The following is a 19,843-nucleotide window of genomic DNA, read 5'->3' as shown; positions in this document are numbered from 1 at the left end:
CCGCCCGCATCCCATCCTGGCCCGCAGCCCGGGGAGGCGACAGCCGCATGGAGGACACCCGCAGCCCACCGGCACGGCGACGGCCCGCCGCCCCCTCTCGGGGACGACGGGCCGTCGTGGTGGTGCCGGCTGCGCGCTACTCGCTCGTGATGGCGAGGTCGGGCGTGCCGGTCCCGGTGCCGATGCCTGCTGCGACCGAGATGCCCTCGCGCTGCGTCGTGACGAAGGTGAACTGGCCGTCCACGTAGTCGACGTGCACGTGGTCGCCCGCGTTGAGCTCGCCCTGCAGGATCCGCTCGGAGAGACGGTCCTCGATCTCGTGCTGCACCGCGCGGCGCAGCGGCCGGGCGCCGAGCGACGGGTCGAAGCCGACCTCGATGAGGCGCTCCTTCGCGGCGGTCTCGAGCGTGATCGTGAGGTCGCGGTCCATCATGCGGTCCGACAGGCGCTTGACGAACAGGTCCACGATCTGGAGCAGCTCGGGCTTCGACAGCTGCGGGAAGACGATGGTGTCGTCCACGCGGTTGAGGAACTCCGGCTTGAAGTTCTTCTTCAGCTCCTCGCTGACCTTGCCCTTCATGCGCTCGTACGAGTTCGCGGCGTTGTTCTCGACCTGGAACCCGACCGGGGCACCCGTGATGTCCTTGGTGCCGAGGTTGGTGGTCATGATGATGACCGTGTTCTTGAAGTCGACCACGCGGCCCTGGCCATCCGTCAGGCGCCCCTCCTCCAGGATCTGGAGGAGCGAGTTGAAGATGTCCGGGTGGGCCTTCTCGATCTCGTCGAAGAGCACCACGGAGAAAGGCTTGCGGCGCACCTTCTCGGTGAGCTGGCCGCCCTCCTCGAAGCCGACGAATCCGGGAGGGGCGCCGAAGAGGCGGCTCACGGTGTGCTTCTCGCCGTACTCGCTCATGTCGAGCGAGATGAGCGCGTCCTCGTCGTCGAACAGGAACTCCGCCAGGGCCTTCGCGAGCTCCGTCTTGCCGACGCCCGTGGGGCCGGCGAAGATGAACGATCCCGAGGGGCGACGCGGGTCCTTGAGCCCGGCGCGGGTGCGGCGGATGGTCTTGGACAGGGCCGAGATGGCCTCCTCCTGGCCGATGACCCGCTGGTGCAGCGCCTTCTCCATGAAGACGAGGCGCGAGGACTCCTCCTCCGTGAGCTTGAAGACCGGGATGCCCGTGGCCTGCGCCAGCACCTCGGCGATCAGGCCCTCGTCGACCTCGGCCGTGGTGCGGACGTCGCCCGACCGCCACTGCTTCTCGAGGCGGAGGCGCTCGCCGAGGAGGTTCTTCTCCTCGTCGCGCAGGCTCGCGGCCTTCTCGAAGTCCTGGTCCTCGATGGCGGTCTCCTTGGCCACGCGGACCGTGGAGATGCGCTCGTCGAACTCGCGCAGCTCCGGCGGCGCCGACAGGATCGAGAGGCGCAGGCGGGCGCCGGCCTCGTCGATCAGGTCGATGGCCTTGTCCGGGAGGAACCGGTCGGCGATGTAGCGGTCGGCCAGGTTCGCCGCGGAGACGATGGCGCCGTCGGTGATGGACACCTTGTGGAACGCCTCGTACCGGTCGCGCAGGCCCTTGAGGATGTTGATGGTGTGGGGCAGCGAGGGCTCCTGCACCTGGATGGGCTGGAAGCGGCGCTCGAGGGCCGCGTCCTTCTCGAAGTGCTTGCGGTACTCGTCGAGCGTCGTGGCGCCGATGGTCTGCAGCTCGCCGCGCGCGAGGAGCGGCTTGAGGATGCTGGCCGCGTCGATCGCGCCCTCGGCGGCACCCGCGCCGACGAGGGTGTGGATCTCGTCGATGAAGGTGATGATGTCGCCGCGCGTGCGGATCTCCTTGGTGACCTTCTTGAGGCGCTCCTCGAAGTCGCCGCGGTAGCGGGATCCGGCGATGAGCGAGCCGAGGTCGAGCGTGTAGAGCTGCTTGTCCTTCAGCGTCTCCGGGACGTCGCCCTTGACGATGGCCTGCGCCAGGCCCTCGACGACGGCGGTCTTGCCGACGCCGGGCTCGCCGATGAGGACGGGGTTGTTCTTGGAGCGGCGCGACAGGATCTGCATCACGCGCTCGATCTCCTTCTCGCGCCCGATGACGGGGTCGAGCTTGCCCTCGCGCGCGGCCTGCGTGAGGTTGCGCCCGAACTGGTCGAGGACCGTGGAGCCCGCCTGCTGGCTCTGCTGCGCCTCGCCGCCGACGGCGACCGCCTCCTTGCCCTGGTATCCGGACAGGAGCTGGATGACCTGCTGGCGCACGCGGTTGAGGTCGGCGCCGAGCTTGACGAGCACCTGCGCGGCGACGCCCTCGCCCTCGCGGATCAGGCCGAGCAGGATGTGCTCGGTGCCGATGTAGTTGTGGCCGAGCTGGAGGGCCTCGCGGAGCGACAGCTCCAGGACCTTCTTGGCGCGCGGCGTGAACGGGATGTGACCCGTGGGCTGCTGCTGGCCCTGGCCGATGATGTCCTGGACCTGTTCGCGGACGGCATCGAGGGAGATGCCGAGCGACTCCAGGGCCTTGGCGGCCACGCCTTCGCCCTCGTGGATGAGGCCGAGCAGGATGTGCTCGGTCCCGATGTAGTTGTGGTTGAGCATCTTGGCCTCTTCTTGGGCCAGGACGACGACGCGACGAGCGCGGTCGGTGAATCTCTCGAACATCTGTATCTCCCTGGGCACCGGGGCAGGGGGCCGGCGCCGATATGTAGAGAGTAACGACGGGTCCGCGGAGTGCATGCCCCTGTTCGCCGTGGGCGTGACGCGATGCGCCGGGCGGCGGATCGGCGTCCGCGGCGAGGGCGCACCGGGGTCGGCGGCCGGCGCTGGCTGTCCGCGCTAGCGGTCGGCGTCGGGCGCCGGGACGCCCATGCGGGCGCGCTCCTTCGCCTCGATGGCGGCGTAGGCCTTGCGCTCCTGCTTGTCCGCCTGGATGACGGCTCGCATGATGAACCAGAAGATCAGGCCCACGCCGAGGGTGGGGAGGATCGACCAGATCGCGCTCGCCCAGAAATCATCCATGCGGCAAGGATACGCCGCGGTCTAGGTGAGGATGCCGTAGACGCCCTGGCCGATCATCACGACGGCGATGCCGCCCACGATGATCCAGAGGGCGTAGCGCGCGGTGGTGGGCTTCTTCGGGTTCGAGCCGTCGGGGCCGAGGGGCATGGTCGCCTACTTCACTAGGGGGAACAGGATGGTCTCGCGGATGCCGAGACCGGTGATGGCCATGAGGAGCCGGTCGACCCCCATGCCCATGCCACCCGAGGGCGGCATCCCGTGCTCGAGGGCACGGAGGAACTCCTCATCGAGAGGCATGGCCTCGTCGTCGCCGCGCGCCGACTGGCGCGCCTGGTCGACGAAGCGCTCGCGCTGCACGACGGGATCCACGAGCTCGGAGTAGCCGGTGGCCAGCTCGAAGCCGCGGATGTAGAGGTCCCACTTCTCGACGACGCCCTCGATGGAGCGGTGCGCGCGCGTGAGCGGGGAGGTCTCGACGGGGAAGTCGAGCACGAATGTGGGGCGCTCGAGGCCGCCCTTGACGAAGTGCTCCCAGAGCTCCTCGACGAGCTTGCCGTGCGTGCTCAGCGGCACGACGACGCCCTCGCGGTCGGCGATGGCCTGCAGCTCGTCGACGGTGGTGGCGGGCGTGATCTCGACGCCCGCTGCCTCGCTGAGCGAGCCGTACATGGAGATGCGGTCCCACTCGCCGCCGAGGTCGTACTCGGTGCCGTCGGCCCAGGTGACGACGTGGCTGCCGGCGACGGCCATGGCCGCGTCCTGCACGAGCGTCTGGGTGAGCTCGGCGATGGAGGTGTAGTCGCCGTAGGCCTCGTACGCCTCGAGCATCGCGAACTCGGGGCTGTGCGTCGAGTCGGCGCCCTCGTTGCGGAAGTTGCGGTTGATCTCGAAGACGCGGTCGATGCCGCCGACGACCGCGCGCTTGAGGTAGAGCTCGGGCGCGATGCGGAGGTACATCTCGGTGTCGAAGGCGTTGGAGTGCGTGACGAACGGGCGGGCGGATGCGCCGCCGTGCATCACCTGCAGCATGGGCGTCTCGACCTCGACGTATCCGCGCTGGCGGAACGTCTCGCGCATGGAGGCGTTGACCTTCGCGCGGTCGAGGACGTTCTTGCGCGCCTGGTCGCGCACGATGAGGTCGAGGTAGCGGCTGCGGACGCGGGTCTCGTCCGAGAGCTCGGAGTGCAGGTTGGGCAGGGGCAGCAGGGCCTTCGAGGCGATGCGCCACTCGGTGGCCATGATCGACAGCTCGCCCTTGCGGCTCGCGATGACGCGGCCCGCGACGAAGACGTGGTCGCCGAGGTCGACGAGCTCCTTCCAGGCGGCGAGCGCCTCCTCGCCCACCTCGGCCAGCGAGATCATGGCCTGGATGCGCGTGCCGTCGCCCGCCTGGAGCGTGGCGAAGCACAGCTTGCCGGTGTTGCGGAAGTGGACGACGCGGCCGGCGATGCCGACCACGTGGTCGGTCTCCTCGCCGGGCTCGAGGTGGCCGAACTCGGCGCGGACCGCGGGGATGGTCGTGGTGACCGGGACCTGCACCGGGTACGCGCCCTCGCCGGGGCCGCCCTCGGCGTTGAGGCGGGCGCGCTTGGCGAGGCGCACGGCCTTCTGCTCGGCGACGTCCTCGGCGGATCCCTCCACGGCGGGAGCGGGGGCGGTCTCGGGCGTCGCGGGCGTTCCGGGGCTGTCGGTCATGTGCGGGCGGATCCTCGCGGGTCGTGGGTTCTCGGCGGCCGAGCGGCCTCCCGTCGATTCTCGCAGGTGCGGGCGGGGCCCGGGCACGCCCGCGGACCGGATGCCCGCGGGGTCAGGCGATGACGACGGTCTCGTTGTCGATGAGGCGCGTGCTGCCGACGCGTGCCGCGATCACGGCGAGCGCGACGCCCGTGAAGCCGTCGTCCACGGACTCGAAGGTGGTCGGATCCACGACCTGGAAGTGGTCGAGCGCCACGGCGGGCTCCCCCATCACCACGGACTGGGCGGCGGCGATGACGGCGTCGATGCCGCGGTCCCCGGCGCTCTGCGCGGCCTCGAGCGCGGCCGGGATGACGCGGGCGGCCCGGCGCTCGCGGTCGTCGAGGTAGCGGTTGCGGCTGGAGAGCGCGAGGCCGTCGGGCTCGCGCACCGTGGGCAGGTCCTCGATGCGGACGGGCAGGTCGAGGTCGCGCACCATGCGGCGGACGAGGTGCAGCTGCTGCGCGTCCTTGCGGCCGAAGGTGGCGACGTCAGGCGCCACGATGTGGAGGAGCTTCGCCACGACGGTGAGCATGCCGTCGAAGTGGCCGGGGCGGGAGCGGCCCTCGAGCGTGAGGGCGACGGATCCGCCGGTGACGCGGACGCGCGCGGGCCCGTCCGGGTACATCTCGGCCGCGGACGGCGCGAAGACCAGGTCGACGCCGGTCTCCGCGAGCGCGGCCACGTCGGCGTCGAGCGTGCGCGGGTAGGCGTCGAGGTCCTCGCCCGCGCCGAACTGCAGCGGGTTGACGAAGATCGAGACGACCACGAGGGAGCCGAGCTCGCGAGCGCGCCGGGCGTGCGCCAGGTGGCCCTCGTGCAGCGCGCCCATGGTGGGGACGAGCACGACGACGGGCGCCTCCCCCGCCGCGGTGCGCGCGGCCCGGTGGTCCCGGACGCGGGCGCGCAGCTCGGCGATGCCGGTGACGACTGTGGGCGCGGGGATCGTCATGGCTTCGGGCTCCTCGGTGCTGCGGGACGCGGACGCACAAGGTTAGTGCGCGTCGGGGCCCTCGTCCGTCGGCAGCGGCACGTCGCCGGACGTGAGGCGCGCGCCGCCCGCCGGGGAGGAGCGGCGGAGCGCGTCATCGACGGCCGAGCGGATGAGCGGGCCGAGCACGCGGCCGGGCTCCTCCACCCCGATGCCCGCGAGGAGGCCGGCGGCCTGGTCGACGATCGCGGTGGAGAACGTCGTCGCGGTTGCGATGGCCTCCGCGTACGCCGCGCGGTCCCGCTCCTCCACGACGACGGGCTCGCCGCCCATCTCCACCACGAGCACCTGCGCGATGGGGAGGACGGGCGCGGGCGCGGTGACGGCGAACCAGCTGTCGACCATGCGGCTGAGGTCCATGCTCGTGCCGGTGAACGACATCGCCGGGTGGATGGCGAGCGGGATGATGCCGGACGCGAACGCGGGCGCGAGCACCTGGATCCCGTGCGCCGCCGAGGTGTGCACGACGAGCTGGCCCGCCTGCCACGCGCCCGTGGCGGCGAGTCCCGCGACGAGGCCGGGGAGCTCGGCGTCGGGGACGGCGAGGATCACGAGCTCGCTCCGCTCGATCAGGTCGGGGATCTCGAGGACCGGCACGCCCGGCAGCATCGCCTCCGCCCGCTCGCGGCTGGCCGCGGAGACGGCGGAGATGCCGGTGATCGCGTGTCCGGCGCCGGCGAGGGCTGCACCGATGACCGGGCCGACGCGACCCGCGCCGACGATCCCGACGCCGAGGCGGCCGGAGCGCTGGGACGGGACGGTCACGCGGGGTCCTCGGGGGCGGAGCGGTGGCGGGGGGCGTCGGCGGCGGGCGGCGGCCAAGCGGACGCGGACCCCGGCGCGGGCCAGCTCGCGGCCTCGGCGCCCCAGTGCGCGGACGTGTCGGACCGGGCCGATGCCACGGCGGCCTCGACCAGCCGGGTCGACAGCTCCATGCCCGTGGCGCGGTCGATGGCGCCGAGCCGCGTGTCCACGGGTCCGGCGACGGTGGCGGCGCGCACCGAGACGAGGTCGAGCCGGCGGTCGATGGGGCCCTGCGTGAGGTCGACGCCCTGCGTCCGGGCGTGCGGCACGATCACGAGGCGGCGCCAGATCACGCCGCGGCGGACGAGGAACGCCGACGCGTCGACCGCGAAGCCGGTGCGGCGCCAGGAGAAGGGCTTGAGGATCCAGGCCCGGCGCGGCGAGGTGGTGAAGCCGTCGTCGACCCCGCCGCGGCCGGTCATGCCCACGGCAACGAGGGCGAGCGCCTGGTCGCCCACGAGGTCGGGCAGGACGAGGCCGAGCACGCGGTCGACGTCGCGGCGGTCGCCCACCGGGAGGATCGAGGTGTTCTGCTGGCCGGCGGCGCCCGGCGACGAGGAGTGCGAGGCGCGCGTGATGCGGATCTCCCACCAGCCGGACGCGCGCCAGAGGAGCGGCTGCACGACCTCGACCGCGTGGATGCGGCCGGGCGGGATGGTGTCGTTGCTCGTGGACAGCAGGCCGAACCCGACGCGGACGCCGTCGGGCGTGCCGGCGACGCTGTAGCGGAGCGAGCGCGTGATCCGGCGCACGAAGAAGCCGGCGGATCCGAGGAGCGTCGGCAGCAGCGGCACGAGCAGGTACCAGGCCTCGAACCGGACGATGAGCGGGATCCCGACCGCCACGAACAGCACCAGCACGACCGTGGGCGCCGAGAGCAGCACGGCGCCGACGAGGCGCGGGATGGGGATGCGGACGACCGACTGCGGCGGGGCCGCGTCCGGGTCGAGCTCCGGCGCGAGGAAGTCGTCGACCCGCGAGCCGACGAAGCCGCGCGGGGCGCCTGCCGGAGCGGACGCCGGGGCGGCACCCGCCGCCTCCGCCCGTGCGCCGGAGGCGAGCCGCAGCACGCGCAGGCGGAACGCGTCGGCGTCGCGCGAGCGGAGGTACTGCAGCGGCAGGTTGGCGTCGTTGCCGGCGACCTGGATCTCGAGCTTGGCCGCGCCGATGAGCCGCGCGATGAGCGGGCGCACGATGTTGACGCCCTGGATCCGGTCGAGCCGCGCCCGCCGGTTCGTGCGGGAGAGGATCCCGCTGCGCACCTCGACGGTCTCCTCCGTGACGCGGAACGTGTGCATCCGCCACGAGAGGTAGGAGATGCCGACCGCGAGCAGCGTGAACGCGAGGAGGGCGAGGATCACCCAGATGAGGCTGCCGCTCTCCACGAGCATCGGGATGAGGTCCTGCTCGCCGTCCCGCCGCTGCCCGGGCACGAACTGCTCCACGAGCTGCTCCCGCAGGGACGAGACGAGGAAGCCGATCGCGACGATGAAGAGGACCCCGCCGCGGAGCACGGGGGTGGCCGGGTGGAGGCGGTGCCAGTCGCCGTCGGTGAGCTCCTCCGCGATCCGGGCCGCGGCGGCGGGGACGGACGCTGCGGGCGCGGCGCGCGTCGCGCCGTCGGGTGCCGAGTCGGGCGGGCCGGCCGCCGGATCCTCGGGCGTCGGGTCGCTCACAGCCCGGCCCGGCGCGTCTCGGCGAGGGCGACCAGGCGGTCGCGGAGCTCCTCGGCGTCGGCGTTCGTGAGGCCGGGGATCTGGATGCTCGCCGCGGCCGCCGCGGTCACGAGCTTGAGGTCGGCGAGGCCGAGGACCCGGCCGACCGGGCCGCGCGTGATGTCGACGAGCTGCATCCGGCCGTACGGCACGGCGACGACGCGCGTCCACATGATGCCGCGGCGGAAGACGAGGTCGTCCTCGCGCAGCTGGTATCCCATCGCCCGCACCCGGCGGGGGACGATCACGAGCGTCACGACGAGCTCCACGAGCGCGGCGGCGCCCAGCACGATCGGCAGCCAGCCGGGAGCGTCGACCGCGAAGAGGAACGCCGCGATCCCGCCGAGCACGAGGGCGGTGATCACGCCGCCCACCAGCTCGACGCCGACGAGGCGCGGGGAGACGCGGCGCCACGAGACGCCGTGCGGGTCGACGTTCGGGGTCACGGGGCTCCTCTGGTGGTGCTGTCGGGCCTACGAGCGGTGGTGCTGCGGGGTCCTACGAGCGGTGGTGCTGTCGGACCTACTAGCGGTGGTGCTGCGAGGTCCCACGAGCGGTGGTGCTGCGGGGTCCTACGAGAGCTCGCGCGCCGGATCCCCGGGGCGCGAGTCGTCCCGGTCGTCGGGCGGGACCGTGCACCAGTGCTCGGCGACCAGCCCGGCGACGAGGAGGACGACGGCTCCCACCGTACCGGCCACCGCGAGGCCGACGGAGGACGCGCCGGGCAGGACAGGGCGGGCCAGCACGAAGGCCAGCACTCCCCCCGTGATCCCGGTGAGCAGCGCGCCCGCGAGCGCCGACGCCTTCGCGAGCAGCACGACGCGCGTGGCGCGGAACGGGTCGACCCGGCCGGGCGTGCGGCCGAGCGTCGAGCGGCGTATGGGGCGGGCCAGCGCGAGCAGCACGATCCCGACGATGAGGAGCGTCGCGCCGAGCGTGAGCGGCGGGATGAGGAGCGCGCGACCGCTCATGACGAGCGCGTTCTCGGCGAACCAGCCGACGGCCGCGCCCGCGATGAGGAGGGCGATGAGGGTGGTGGAGCGCGTGCGGGTCATGCGCGGGCCTCCGCGGGAGCGGGAGCGGGTGCCGGCTCGAGCGCCGCGAGCAGCGCGTCGACGCGACCGTGGCCGGGCAGCTCCGCGTCGGGATCCGCCTGCAGCCAGGGCGCGAGCACGAAGGCGCGCTCGGCGGCGCGCGGGTGCGGGATCGTGAGGCGCTCGTCGTGGACCCGCGCGTCGCCGTACGCGACGACGTCGAGGTCGATCGTGCGGTCGCCCCAGCGCTCGGCGCGCACGCGGCCGAGGTCGCGCTCGATGTCGGCCAGCGCGTCCAGCAGCGCGTGCGGGCCGAGTCCGGAGTCGACCAGCGCGACGCCGTTGAGGTAGCCGGGCTTCGTCGGGTCCTCCCCCTCGGGCGTCACGGCCACGGACTCCACGAGATCCGAGGAGCGCGCGACGCGGAGGCCGGGCACCTCGTCGATCAGGGCCAGCGCGCGCTCGATGGTCGCGCGCCGGTCGCCGAGGTTGGATCCCACGGCCACCACCGCGCGCACGGTCTCCCCCGGCGCCGCCAGCGCGGACGCGCGGTCGATCACGACCGCCACGTCGTCGAACGGCACGGCGATGGGCGCGTCCGGCTTGTGCACGGTGACGCGCACCCACCGGGCGACCGGATGCGCGAGCACGACGTCCGCGACGCGCTCCGCGAGCGTCTCGATGAGGTCGACGGGATCGCGCTCGACGGCCGCGGCGACCTCCTCGGCCAGCTCGCCGTAGTGCAGCGTGCGGCCGAGCTCGTCGCTGCCGCCGGCCGGCGCCAGGTCGAGCGCGACCTCGAGGTCGATCACGAACGGCTGGCCGTCGCGGCGCTCCTCGGCGAACACGCCGTGGTGGGCGTGCACGCGCAACCCGGTGAGGAGGATGCGGTCGGTCGGGAGGCCGCTCACCATGAGCGGCCCACGACGATGGAGGGGAGGTCGCCCGGGTCGGCCGGGTCGTACCAGAGCGGCAGCTTGCCGCCGACGGCCGGGAGCAGGCGGTCGGCCGTGGTGACCGTGCGCGTGACGTGGTGGTCGCGGCCGTCGCCGTCGGTGAAGGCGACCGTGAGGCGCGCGCGGACGGCGTCGCCGGATCCGTCGAGGCGCTGCACGGCGGTGACGATCGCGGAGGTGCGGCGGCCGGTCTCGGTCACGCGGCGGGCGTTGGCGGCGAGGCGCGCGACACGGCGCTGGACGACGGCGCAGGCGATCGCGGCGGCGATCCCGAGGACCGCGAGCACGGCGGCGACCAGCGCCAGGACGGGGTTCGACGCGTCGCCCTCGGGGGCGACCGGCGCGAAGGCGAGGGCGCACACGATGCCGAGCGGCGTGCCGAGCAGCACCACGGCGGTCGGCCAGAGCAGGGCGCCGACGGTGGTGAGCACGGGAGACAGCAGCACGACGGATGCGTAGGCGCTGCCGAGCGAGCCGATCAGCCCCAGCACGATGGCCACGACCTTCGCCACGACGATCGCGGCGCCCGAGTCGGCGGCGAGGTCGGCCGGGACGGTCAGACCGATGCCCAGGATCACGGACGCGACGAGCGCGGCGACCGCGGTGCGGACGAGCACCGCCTGCGGGGCGACGACGACACGGTCCTGGCTCACGGCGCTCATGCTCCTACTCTGACAGACCGGCGGCGGCGGACCACCCGGCGGATCCGGCGTCGAGCGCCTCGGCACGGCCGCGCGCCCACGCGGCCTCGACCGCGAGCGCGGCGCGGGTGGAGGCGACGTCGTGCACGCGCACGGCCCATGCCCCGGCCCGCGCGGACAGGGCGCTGACGACCGCGGTCGGCACGTCGCGGTCCTCGACGCCCGCGCCCTCCGGCAGCAGCCGGCCGAGGAAGCGCTTGCGGGAGGCGCCCACGAGCACGCGGTGGCCGAGGCCCGTGAACGCGTCGAGGCATCCGAGGAGCTGCCAGTCGTGCGCCGCGTCCTTGGCGAACCCGAGGCCGGGGTCGATGGCGATGCGGGCGGGATCCAGCCCCGCGGCCACGAGCGCATCGATCCGCGCGAGCAGCTCGTCGCGCACCTCGGAGACCGTGTCGGCGTAGGTCGCGCGCGCGGCCATCGTGTCGCTGTGCCCGCGCCAGTGCATCGCCACGTAGTCCACGTCGGCGCCGGCGACGACCGCGGCCATGCGCGGATCCGCGAGGCCCCCCGAGACGTCGTTGACGACGCGCGCCCCCGCGCCGATGCAGGCCTCCGCGGTCGCGGCGCGCATGGTGTCGACGCTCACGGCGATCCCCTCCGCGGCGAGCTCCTGGACCACGGGCAGCACGCGCGCCAGCTCCTCCTCCGCGTCGACGCGCTGGGCGCCCGGCCGGGTGGACTCCCCGCCGATGTCCACGAGGTCGGCGCCCGCGGCGACCATCCGCCGCGCGTGCGCGAGCGCGTCGTCCAGGGCGAGGTGGCGGCCGCCGTCGCTGAAGGAGTCGGGGGTCGCGTTGAGGATCCCCATCACGAGCGTGCGCGGCGCGGCCACGGTCACGTCCGCCCTGCCGCGGTGGGGAGCAGCGCGAGCACCTCGGCGCGCGCCGCGGGCTCGGCGAGGGATCCGCGCGCTGCGATGGTGATCGTCGTGCTTCCGGCCTGCCGGGTGCCACGCGCGGTGACGCAGCCGTGCGTCGCGTCGAGGATCACGGCCACGCCGCGCGCCCCGAGACCGTGCTCGAGCGCCTCAGCGATCTGCTCGCCCAGCCGCTCCTGCATCTGCGGGCGCGACGCGAGGTCGTCGACGACGCGCGGCAGGCGGCCGAGCCCGACGATCCGCTCCCCCGGCACGTACGCCAGGTGCGCGACGCCCGTGAACGGCAGCAGGTGGTGCTCGCAGATGGAGCGGAACGCGATGCCCGTCACGATGACGGGCTGCGGCGCCGCATCCGTCTCCGGCAGCGGGAACGTCTCGCGCAGGTGCCGGAGCGGATCCGCGCCGACCCCCGAGAAGAACTCGCCGTACGCCTCGGCCACCCGCGCCGGGGTGGTCGCGAGGCCCTCCCGGCCCGGATCCTCGCCGATGGCCAGGATCAGCTCGGCCACGGCCGCCTCGATGCGCGCCCGGTCGACGCCCACCGGATCAGGCCGTCGCGGGGCGCGGGAAGGGCGAGCGCTTCGGCTTGCCGGCCGGCGGCTCCGAGTCGACCGCGCCGTCGACGACGCCCTGGTCGATGGGCGCCTTCTGCGGCATGGCCACGGGGGGCAGGTCGGACAGCGGGCGCTTGTCGCTCGAGAGCCACTGCGGGCGCGGCGGCAGCTTCTTCACGTCCGCGAAGATCGCCGCGAGCTGGTCGTGGTCGAGCGTCTCCTTCTCGAGGAGCTCGGTGGCCAGGCGGTCGAGCACGTCGCGGTTGTCGTTGATGACCTGCCACGCCTCGTCGTGCGCGCCGTCGAGGAGCGCGCGCACCTCGGCGTCGACCGTGAGGGCCATGTCCTCGGAGTAGTCCCGGCTGCCGCCGAGGTCGCGCCCGAGGAACGGCTCGCCGGAGCTGGAGCCGAGCTTCACGGATCCGACCTTGGCGCTCATGCCGTACTCGGTGACCATGCGACGCGCGGTCGACGTGGCCTTCTCGATGTCGTTCGACGCGCCCGTGGTGGGGTCGTGGAACACGATCTCCTCCGCGACGCGGCCGCCCATGGCGTACGCGAGCTGGTCGAGGAGCTCGTTGCGGGTGACGGAGTACTTGTCCTCGAGCGGCAGCACCATCGTGTAGCCGAGGGCACGGCCGCGCGGCAGGATCGTGACCTTGGTGACGGGATCCGTGTTGTTCATGGCCGCCGCCGCGAGCGCGTGGCCGCCCTCGTGGTACGCGGTGATGAGCTTCTCGTGGTCGCGCATGATGCGGCTGCGGCGCTGGGGCCCGGCCATGACGCGGTCGACTGCCTCGTCGAGCGCGCGGTCGTCGATGAGCTGCGCGTTCGAGCGCGCCGTGAGGAGCGCGGCCTCGTTGAGGACGTTCGCCAGGTCGGCGCCCGTGAACCCCGGGGTCTTCCGCGCGAGGACCTCGAGGTCGACGCCCGCGGCGAGCGGCTTGCCGCGCCCGTGCACCTCGAGGATCTGCTTGCGGCCCTGCAGGTCGGGGGCGTCGACGCCGATCTGGCGGTCGAAGCGGCCCGGGCGCAGGAGCGCGGGGTCGAGGACGTCGGGCCGGTTGGTGGCCGCGATGAGGATGACGTTGGTCTTGACGTCGAAGCCGTCCATCTCCACCAGGAGCTGGTTGAGCGTCTGCTCGCGCTCGTCGTTGCCGCCGCCGACGCCGGCGCCGCGGTGGCGGCCGACCGCGTCGATCTCGTCGACGAAGATGATGGCCGGCGCGTTCTGCTTGGCCTGCTCGAAGAGGTCGCGCACGCGGCTCGCGCCGACGCCCACGAACATTTCGACGAAGTCGGATCCGGAGATCGAGTAGAAGGGCACGCCCGCCTCGCCCGCGACGGCGCGCGCGAGCAGGGTCTTGCCGGTGCCGGGAGGGCCGTACAGCAGCACGCCCTTGGGGATGCGGGCGCCGACGGCCTGGAACTTGGCGGGCTCCTTGAGGAAGTCCTTGATCTCCTCGAGCTCCTCGATGGCCTCGTCCGACCCGGCGACGTCCGCGAACGTGACCTTCGGGGAGTCCTTGGAGGCGAGCTTCGCCTTCGACTTGCCGAACTGCATGACGCGGTTCCCGCCGCCCTGCATGCCGGAGAACATGATCCAGATGAAGAAGCCGATGAGCAGCAGCGGCAGCAGGATGCTGAACGCCGACAGCAGCCAGCTCGGCTGCGGCACCTGGTCGTCGAAGCCCTCGGCGGGGTTCGCCGTCGTGATGGCCGACACGATCTCCGTGCCGCGCTGCGCGACGTAGTTGAACTGCACCATGGTGCCGTTGTCGCCGTCGGCGCTCGCGAGCGTGAGGTCGACCCGCTGCTCGCCGTCGATGATCTTGGCGGAGGCGACCTTGCCGTCCTGGATCAGCTCGAGGCCGTGCTGCGTGGTGATGGTCTTGTAGCCGGATCCGGTGATGAGGCTGAAGCCCACGGACACCACGACGATGGCGAGGACGACGATCAGGATCGGGCTGCGGAGGAGTTTCTTGAAGTTCATGAGCGTAGGGGCGCGGGCCCGACACCTTTCTGCCCGTGCCGCGCCGTACGGCGACGAGATGTCTCGAGGATACAAGCGGCCGTCTGAGCGTGGCCGCGGTGTTCGCCGCCAGCCGAACGTGCGCCGGCATGGAGGCGGGTAAGAGGAGCGGGGCGCCTCAGCTGTAGACGTGCGGCGCGAGGATCGCCACGTCGCGGAGGTTGCGGTAGCGCTCGGCGAAGTCGAGGCCGTAGCCGACCACGAAGTCGTCCGGGATCTCGAAGCCCACGTACTTCACGTCGACCGCGATCTTCGCGGCCTCGGGCTTGCGCAGCAGGGCGCACACCTCGACGCTCGCCGCGCCGCGCGAGCGCAGGTTGGCCAGCAGCCAGGAGAGCGTGAGCCCGGAGTCGATGATGTCCTCGACGATGAGCACGCGCCGGCCGGTGAGGTCGGCGTCGAGGTCCTTGAGGATGCGGACGACGCCGCTCGACTTGGTGCCGGAGCCGTAGGAGCTGACCGCCATCCAGTCCATGTGGATCGGCAGCTCGAGCTCGCGCGCGAGGTCGGCCATGACCATGACCGCGCCCTTCAGCACGCCCACGAGGAGCAGCTCCTCCCCCGGGTTGTCGCGCTCGATCTCGCGGCACATCTCGGCGATGCGGCCGTGGATCTCCTCCTCGGTGTGGAGGACCTCGGTCAGGTCGTCGGCGATGTCGGTGGATCTCATGTCACTCTTCCGTCGTCCTGGCGCTGAGGACGATGAGCCCGTCCTTGCGTACGACCCTAACGCCCGGCAGGTCGACCGGCCCCTGCCCGTGCCAGTCGGTGACGAGCCGCGCGACCTCCAGGACGTGCGTCCGCGAGAGGTGCGCCGCGAACTCCTCCCGGGCCGCGAGACGGATCAGCCGGTGCCGCAGCGCGGGCGGCGCGGCCAGGAGCGACGCGACCTCGAGGGAGATGCCGGCCTCGGCGTGGTCGGCGATCTCCTCGATCATCTCGGCGGCGAAGTGCTCGAGCGCGTCGTCGTCCTCGCGCAGCTGGTCGGCCGTGCGCGCGAGGGCCTCGGCGATGCCGGGGCCCAGCTCGCGCTCGAGCACGGGCAGGACGTCGTGGCGGACGCGGACGCGGGCGTAGGCGGGGTCGGCGTTGTGCGGGTCCTGCCACGGGTCGAGGCCCTGGTCGGCGCACGCGGCGCGGGTGACGGCCGCGCGGATCCCGAGCAGCGGACGCAGGTAGACGGCGTCAGCGGCGCGCGCGGGCGTCGACGCGGCCATGCCGTGCAGGCTCGCGGCGCCGGATCCCCGCGCGAGCCCGAGCAGCACGGTCTCCGCCTGGTCGTCGAGGGTGTGGGCGAGGAGCAGCGCGCGGGATCCGGTGTCCCGGAGCGCGTCGTCGAACGCGGAGTAGCGGGCGGCGCGGGCGGCGGCCTCGGGACCGGATGCGCTCCTGTCCACCCGCACGCGCGTCACGACGACCGGCGCGAGTCCGAGGTCGCGCGCGGCCTCGGCGGCCCGCTCGGCGACGGCGGCTGATCCGTCCTGCAGGCCGTGGTCGACGACCACGGCACCCGCGGCGACGCCCGCGCGCGGCCCTTCGAAGGCGGCGGCCGCGGCCAGGGCGAGCGAGTCGGCGCCCCCGGAGAGGGCGACGAGGACGGGTCCGGACGAGGACGGATCGAGCCCGGCGAGCGCCTCGCGGACCGCCCGCCTGAGGTCCGCGACGGCGGGGGTGAGACGGGGGCGCTCGGAGGGCATCCACTAACGTTATGGCAGCAATCCGCCCACGTCAGAACCACGAGGAGCACGCGCATGGCCAGCTACGACGTCGTCGTCGAAATCCCCAAGGGGTCCCGCAACAAGTACGAGGTCGACCACGAGACGGGTCGCGTGTACCTCGACCGGGTGCTCTTCACGTCGTTCGTCTACCCCACCGACTACGGCTACTTCGAGAACACGCTGGGCCTCGACGGCGACCCCGTCGACGTGCTCGTGCTCCTCGAGTACCCGGTCTTCCCCGGCGTCGGCGTCTCCATCCGCCCGGTCGGCGTGTTCAACATGAGCGACGAGGCCGGCATCGACTCCAAGGTCATCGGCGTGCCCGCCAAGGACCCGCGCTGGGCGCACATCCAGGACATCGACGACGTGCCGCAGCAGACGCGCAACGAGATCGAGCACTTCTTCGAGCACTACAAGGACCTCGAGCCCGGCAAGTGGGTCAAGACCGAGGGCTGGGGCGACGCGGCCGAGGCCGAGCGCATCGTGCAGGCCGGCTTCGAGAAGCTCCAGGCCGAGGGCGACGGCCACGGCCACGGCGGCGAGCCGGACGAGGACGCCTGATCCCCGTCATCCCCTGAGCCCGCGCGGCTGACACGACGACGCCCGCCCCCCGCAGCAGATGCGGTGAGGCGGGCGTCGTGGCGTGACGGCTCGGGATCAGCCGGGTCGTCCGACGTACGGCATGATGTCGCTGCCACCCCAGAGGGCCTGGATCTTCACCACGTCGCCGGGCTTCGGCGCCGCGATGATCGTGTTCCCGCCGAGCGAGATGGCGTCGTGGTAGAAGCCGCTGCCGTCGTTCCAGAAGACGATGTCGCCGGCCTGGCGCTGCGAGAACGGCACGAGGCGTCCCCTCGCCTGCATGGTGTTGTACTGGCTGCTCACCGAGTGGCTGCCGACGTCGATGCCCGCAGCGCGGTAGGCCATCATCACGAGACCCGAGCAGTCCCACACGTTCGGGCCCGCGCCGCCGAGCACGTACGACTCGCCGAGCTGGGCCTTCGCGAACGCGATGGCGACCTGCGCGGCGTTGCCCGAGGGCGCCGGAGCGGGAGCCGGCGCGGGAGCGGGGGCCGGCGCGGGAGCGGGGGCCGGCGCCGGAGCCGGGCCGGGCGCGGGACGCGACGGCTGCTGGGTCACGGGGGCGGGAGCGCTGGATCCGCCGCCGGACGAGGATCCGCCCCCACCGGACGAGGAGCCCCCCGCCGAGGATCCGCCGCCCGAGCCGGATCCGCCGGAGGACGGCGCCGGTGCGGCCACTGCTGCGGGGATGGGCGGCTGCGTGATGCCCTGGATGTACTGCGCCTCGATCTCCGAGGTGGAGTCCTTGAGGAGCGCCAGCTGGGCGATGAGCTGGTCGCTGTTGCGGGTCTGCTCGGTGACGGCGGCCTGCGCCGTCGCGGCGGCGGAGTTCGCGTCGTCGAGCGCCTTCTGGGCCTCGTCCGCGAGCGTGGCGAGGTCGTCCTTGGCCACCTGCGCCTGCTGGCTCAGCGACGCGGCGCTGTTGCGGTCGGCGAGGGCCTGCTGGTACACGGACTGGGTGCTCTCGGACAGCTTCGTCATGGTGCCGAGCGAGCGCAGCAGCTCCTCCGCGTCGTCGCCGTCGGAGGCGAAGAGGCTCGCCGTGATGTCCTGGCCGCCCGCCCGCGCGAGGTGGCTCGCGAGGAGCCCGGCGCGCATCCGGCTGGTGAGGGCCGTGGCCTGCGCCTCGTCTGCCTTCTTCTGCAGGCGCGCGAGCTCGTCGGCCTTGGCGTCGCGCGCGGCCTGCGCCTCGGCGTACTTCTCGCCCGCGATCAGCGCGGCCTTGTTCGAGTGGTCCGCGGACTCCTGCAGCCCCGTGACCAGCTCGGTCACGCGGTCGATCGCGGCCTGCGTGTCGGCCTGGTTCGCCTTCGCCGCCTGCACGTCGGCCCACGAGGGGTAGTCGGTGGCGGCGAACGCGGTCTGGGCGGCGACGCCGCTGGACACCGCGATCACCCCCACGGCGATCGTGGAGATGACGACCGTGGTCGGGCGGAGGTGGTTCATGTCGTTCCTCATGTCAATGCGTGCTGGTGATGGAGACGCCCTGGCCGTGCATGAACGCCACCGGGTCGACGGCGTTCCCGTTGATGCGGATCTCGAAGTGGAGGTGGCAGCCGGTGGAGCCGCCCGTGGTGCCCGTGCGGGCGATGGGCTGGCCCGCGACGACCTGCTGGCCGGTGCGGACGAGCGTGCCGCCGTCCATGATGTGCCCGTAGGCGGAGGCGACGCCGCCGCCGTGGTCGATGCGGATGTAGTTGCCGTAGCCGCCGTTCCGGCCCGCGAAGGCCACGGTGCCCGAGTGGGCGGCGTACTGGGTCTCGCCGCAGCTGTATCCGCGGACGAGGTCCTCGCCCGCGTGCATGATCGTGGTGTGGTAGATCGGGTGGACGCGGTACCCGAACTTGCTGCTCGTGACGGCTCCCGGCAGCGGCGCCGTCCAGCCGGATGCGCTGATGGCGCCGGGCGAGACGTCGCCGCCCGCGCTGCCCTGGCTCGCGGCGAGCGCGTCCGCGTCGGCCTGCCGCTTGCGGACGCCGGCCTGGTAGTCGTCCTCGGTGGCCTCGCGGTTCTCGGTGATGACGGAGAGCTTCGCGTCGGCGTCGGCCTTCTGCGCGCTCTGGTCCTCGAGCGCCTGCTCGAGGTCCAGCTGCGCCTGGGCGGCCTCCTCGAGCAGCTGCTCGGCCTTCGCGTTCAGCGCGTCGAGCTCCGTGAGCGCCACCTGGGCCTGGTCGCTGAGGGACTTGGCGGCGTTGCGGTCCTGGAGGGCGATGGCGTAGATCTGGTCGGACTTCTCGGCGACCTTGCTCATGGTGCCGAGCTTGTCGAGGAGGTCGTCGGTGCCGTCGCCCTCGCTGAGGAGGAGGGTGCCGGAGAGGTTCTGGCCGCCGGAGCGCATCAGCTGCTTGGCGAGGCCGGCAGCCTGCTCCTGGGACTTGGTGGCCTTCGCCGCGGCCGCGTCGACCTTCTGCTGGAGCAGGACGGTCTCGGCGTGCTTGTTGTCCGCATCCTGCTGGGCCTTGTCGTGCTCGTCGCCGCGCTGGACCACGAGGGCCTGCGCGTCGACGACCTTCTGCTGGAGGGAGGCGATCTCGTCGTTGATCCGCTGCACGAGCGCCTGCTGCGCCTGCTCGTCGCCGCGCGCCTTCTGCACGTCGTCCCAGGAGGCGAAGGTGTCGGCGTGGGCGGGCGCGGCGATCGAGCCGGTGAGGAGGACGGCGGCGATGGCGACGATGGCCTGGAGGCTGCGGCGTCCGCGCGGGCGCGATCGTCGGGCGCCCGAGGCGCGCGAGCTCCGGAGGAGGTCATGGTGCATGGTGATCCCGATCATCGTGTCGCCCGGCTGGCCGGCTGCGCCTCCCTGCAGGGCCGGCGGGGAGCGCGGATCACATCCGTCACGCCTTCACCGGCTTTCACAGTAGCAACGGGGTCCGGCGGCGCACAGCGCGCCGACGCGGGGATCCAGCACGGGGATCCCCTCCCCGGGAGGGTCGACCGAAGGCTAACCCCGCGGAAGGGGCAGACTGCGGCAGCGCGCTGGCCGTGTCGCGAACCTGGCAGGAGGCCAGGACGAGCGCCCGCCAGCCGCTCCCCGAGCCCGTGGACGAGGAGGCGACACGCCGCCCGATCCGCATGCCCGCGGGGCGAGGGTGCGCACGGGGACGGCCGATTTGAGTCCTCGCCCGGAGTGCGGTTATGCTG

The 19,843-nt window shown here is 73.0% G+C and carries 19 protein-coding genes; 1 reads left to right on the top strand and 18 read right to left on the bottom strand.

Going from position 1 to position 19,843, the window contains the following annotated elements; translation table 11 throughout:
* Nucleotides 1–136 precede the first annotated feature (136 nt).
* The 16 genes from KYT88_RS04395 to tilS form a co-directional block, all read right to left on the bottom strand.
* Nucleotides 137–2,647 carry an ATP-dependent Clp protease ATP-binding subunit gene (locus KYT88_RS04395; protein WP_043588330.1) on the bottom strand — a complete coding sequence of 837 codons (2,511 nt, stop codon included), beginning with the start codon at nucleotides 2,645–2,647 and terminating at the stop codon, nucleotides 137–139.
* 174 nt (nucleotides 2,648–2,821) lie between these two features.
* On the bottom strand, nucleotides 2,822–3,004 hold the full coding sequence (locus KYT88_RS04390) for a hypothetical protein (protein ID WP_012037541.1): 183 nt from the start codon (nucleotides 3,002–3,004) through the stop codon (nucleotides 2,822–2,824).
* Nucleotides 3,005–3,025: 21 nt separating this feature from the next.
* Nucleotides 3,026–3,151, bottom strand: coding sequence for a hypothetical protein (locus KYT88_RS15925; protein ID WP_012037540.1), 126 nt, complete (start codon nucleotides 3,149–3,151; stop codon nucleotides 3,026–3,028).
* A 6-nt stretch (nucleotides 3,152–3,157) separates the two neighbouring features.
* The gene (gene lysS / locus KYT88_RS04385) at nucleotides 3,158–4,699 is read right to left on the bottom strand and encodes a lysine--tRNA ligase (RefSeq protein WP_043588329.1); all 1,542 of its coding nucleotides are present in this window, start codon (nucleotides 4,697–4,699) and stop codon (nucleotides 3,158–3,160) included.
* 112 nt (nucleotides 4,700–4,811) lie between these two features.
* Nucleotides 4,812–5,690 (bottom strand): pantoate--beta-alanine ligase, encoded by an 879-nt coding sequence (gene panC / locus KYT88_RS04380; protein ID WP_043588328.1) that lies wholly within the window; start codon nucleotides 5,688–5,690, stop codon nucleotides 4,812–4,814.
* Nucleotides 5,691–5,732: 42 nt separating this feature from the next.
* The gene (locus KYT88_RS04375; RefSeq protein ID WP_043588326.1) at nucleotides 5,733–6,494 is read right to left on the bottom strand and encodes a Rossmann-like and DUF2520 domain-containing protein; all 762 of its coding nucleotides are present in this window, start codon (nucleotides 6,492–6,494) and stop codon (nucleotides 5,733–5,735) included.
* Entirely contained in the window at nucleotides 6,491–8,209 is a 1,719-nt protein-coding gene (locus KYT88_RS04370) for a PH domain-containing protein (protein WP_051629439.1), read from the bottom strand. Before KYT88_RS04370 ends, KYT88_RS04375 begins: the two co-directional genes overlap by 4 nt.
* On the bottom strand, nucleotides 8,206–8,694 hold the full coding sequence (locus tag KYT88_RS04365; protein ID WP_012037535.1) for a PH domain-containing protein: 489 nt from the start codon (nucleotides 8,692–8,694) through the stop codon (nucleotides 8,206–8,208). Before KYT88_RS04365 ends, KYT88_RS04370 begins: the two co-directional genes overlap by 4 nt.
* A 126-nt stretch (nucleotides 8,695–8,820) precedes the next feature.
* Complete coding sequence (locus tag KYT88_RS04360; protein WP_043588324.1) at nucleotides 8,821–9,303, bottom strand: DUF3180 domain-containing protein; 483 nt, start codon at nucleotides 9,301–9,303, stop codon at nucleotides 8,821–8,823.
* A complete protein-coding gene (gene folK, locus KYT88_RS04355; protein WP_043588322.1) occupies nucleotides 9,300–10,196 on the bottom strand; it encodes a 2-amino-4-hydroxy-6-hydroxymethyldihydropteridine diphosphokinase in 897 nt (298 codons plus the stop codon). The genes KYT88_RS04360 and folK overlap by 4 nt, the downstream gene beginning before the upstream one ends.
* Nucleotides 10,190–10,900, bottom strand: coding sequence for a DUF3592 domain-containing protein (locus KYT88_RS04350; RefSeq protein ID WP_043588320.1), 711 nt, complete (start codon nucleotides 10,898–10,900; stop codon nucleotides 10,190–10,192). Before KYT88_RS04350 ends, folK begins: the two co-directional genes overlap by 7 nt.
* A gap of 4 nt (nucleotides 10,901–10,904) precedes the next feature.
* Complete coding sequence (gene folP / locus KYT88_RS04345) at nucleotides 10,905–11,777, bottom strand: dihydropteroate synthase (RefSeq protein ID WP_081841003.1); 873 nt, start codon at nucleotides 11,775–11,777, stop codon at nucleotides 10,905–10,907.
* A complete protein-coding gene (gene folE, locus KYT88_RS04340; protein WP_043588317.1) occupies nucleotides 11,774–12,358 on the bottom strand; it encodes a GTP cyclohydrolase I in 585 nt (194 codons plus the stop codon). The genes folP and folE overlap by 4 nt, the downstream gene beginning before the upstream one ends.
* A gap of 4 nt (nucleotides 12,359–12,362) precedes the next feature.
* Nucleotides 12,363–14,363 (bottom strand): ATP-dependent zinc metalloprotease FtsH, encoded by a 2,001-nt coding sequence (gene ftsH, locus KYT88_RS04335; RefSeq protein ID WP_043588314.1) that lies wholly within the window; start codon nucleotides 14,361–14,363, stop codon nucleotides 12,363–12,365.
* Between the two features lie 157 nt (nucleotides 14,364–14,520).
* On the bottom strand, nucleotides 14,521–15,072 hold the full coding sequence (gene hpt, locus KYT88_RS04330; RefSeq protein WP_043588313.1) for a hypoxanthine phosphoribosyltransferase: 552 nt from the start codon (nucleotides 15,070–15,072) through the stop codon (nucleotides 14,521–14,523).
* 1 nt (nucleotide 15,073) lies between these two features.
* The gene (gene tilS / locus KYT88_RS04325) at nucleotides 15,074–16,099 is read right to left on the bottom strand and encodes a tRNA lysidine(34) synthetase TilS (RefSeq protein WP_043588312.1); all 1,026 of its coding nucleotides are present in this window, start codon (nucleotides 16,097–16,099) and stop codon (nucleotides 15,074–15,076) included.
* 54 nt (nucleotides 16,100–16,153) lie between these two features.
* On the opposite strand from tilS, the gene KYT88_RS04320 reads away from it, so the two are divergent.
* On the top strand, nucleotides 16,154–16,681 hold the full coding sequence (locus KYT88_RS04320; protein WP_012037526.1) for an inorganic diphosphatase: 528 nt from the start codon (nucleotides 16,154–16,156) through the stop codon (nucleotides 16,679–16,681).
* Between the two features lie 96 nt (nucleotides 16,682–16,777).
* On the opposite strand, the gene KYT88_RS04315 is transcribed toward KYT88_RS04320, so the two are convergent.
* A complete protein-coding gene (locus KYT88_RS04315; RefSeq protein WP_051629438.1) occupies nucleotides 16,778–18,148 on the bottom strand; it encodes a C40 family peptidase in 1,371 nt (456 codons plus the stop codon).
* A gap of 13 nt (nucleotides 18,149–18,161) precedes the next feature.
* A complete protein-coding gene (locus KYT88_RS04310) occupies nucleotides 18,162–19,457 on the bottom strand; it encodes a peptidoglycan DD-metalloendopeptidase family protein (protein ID WP_043588399.1) in 1,296 nt (431 codons plus the stop codon).
* Nucleotides 19,458–19,843: the final 386 nt, after the last annotated feature.

The sequence above is a fragment of the Clavibacter sp. A6099 genome (assembly GCF_021919125.1).
In the GTDB taxonomy this organism is placed as follows: Bacteria; Actinomycetota; Actinomycetes; order Actinomycetales; family Microbacteriaceae; genus Clavibacter; species Clavibacter seminis.
Note: the sequence above shows the minus strand (reverse complement) of the source record. Positions and strands in the feature narration are given on the sequence as shown.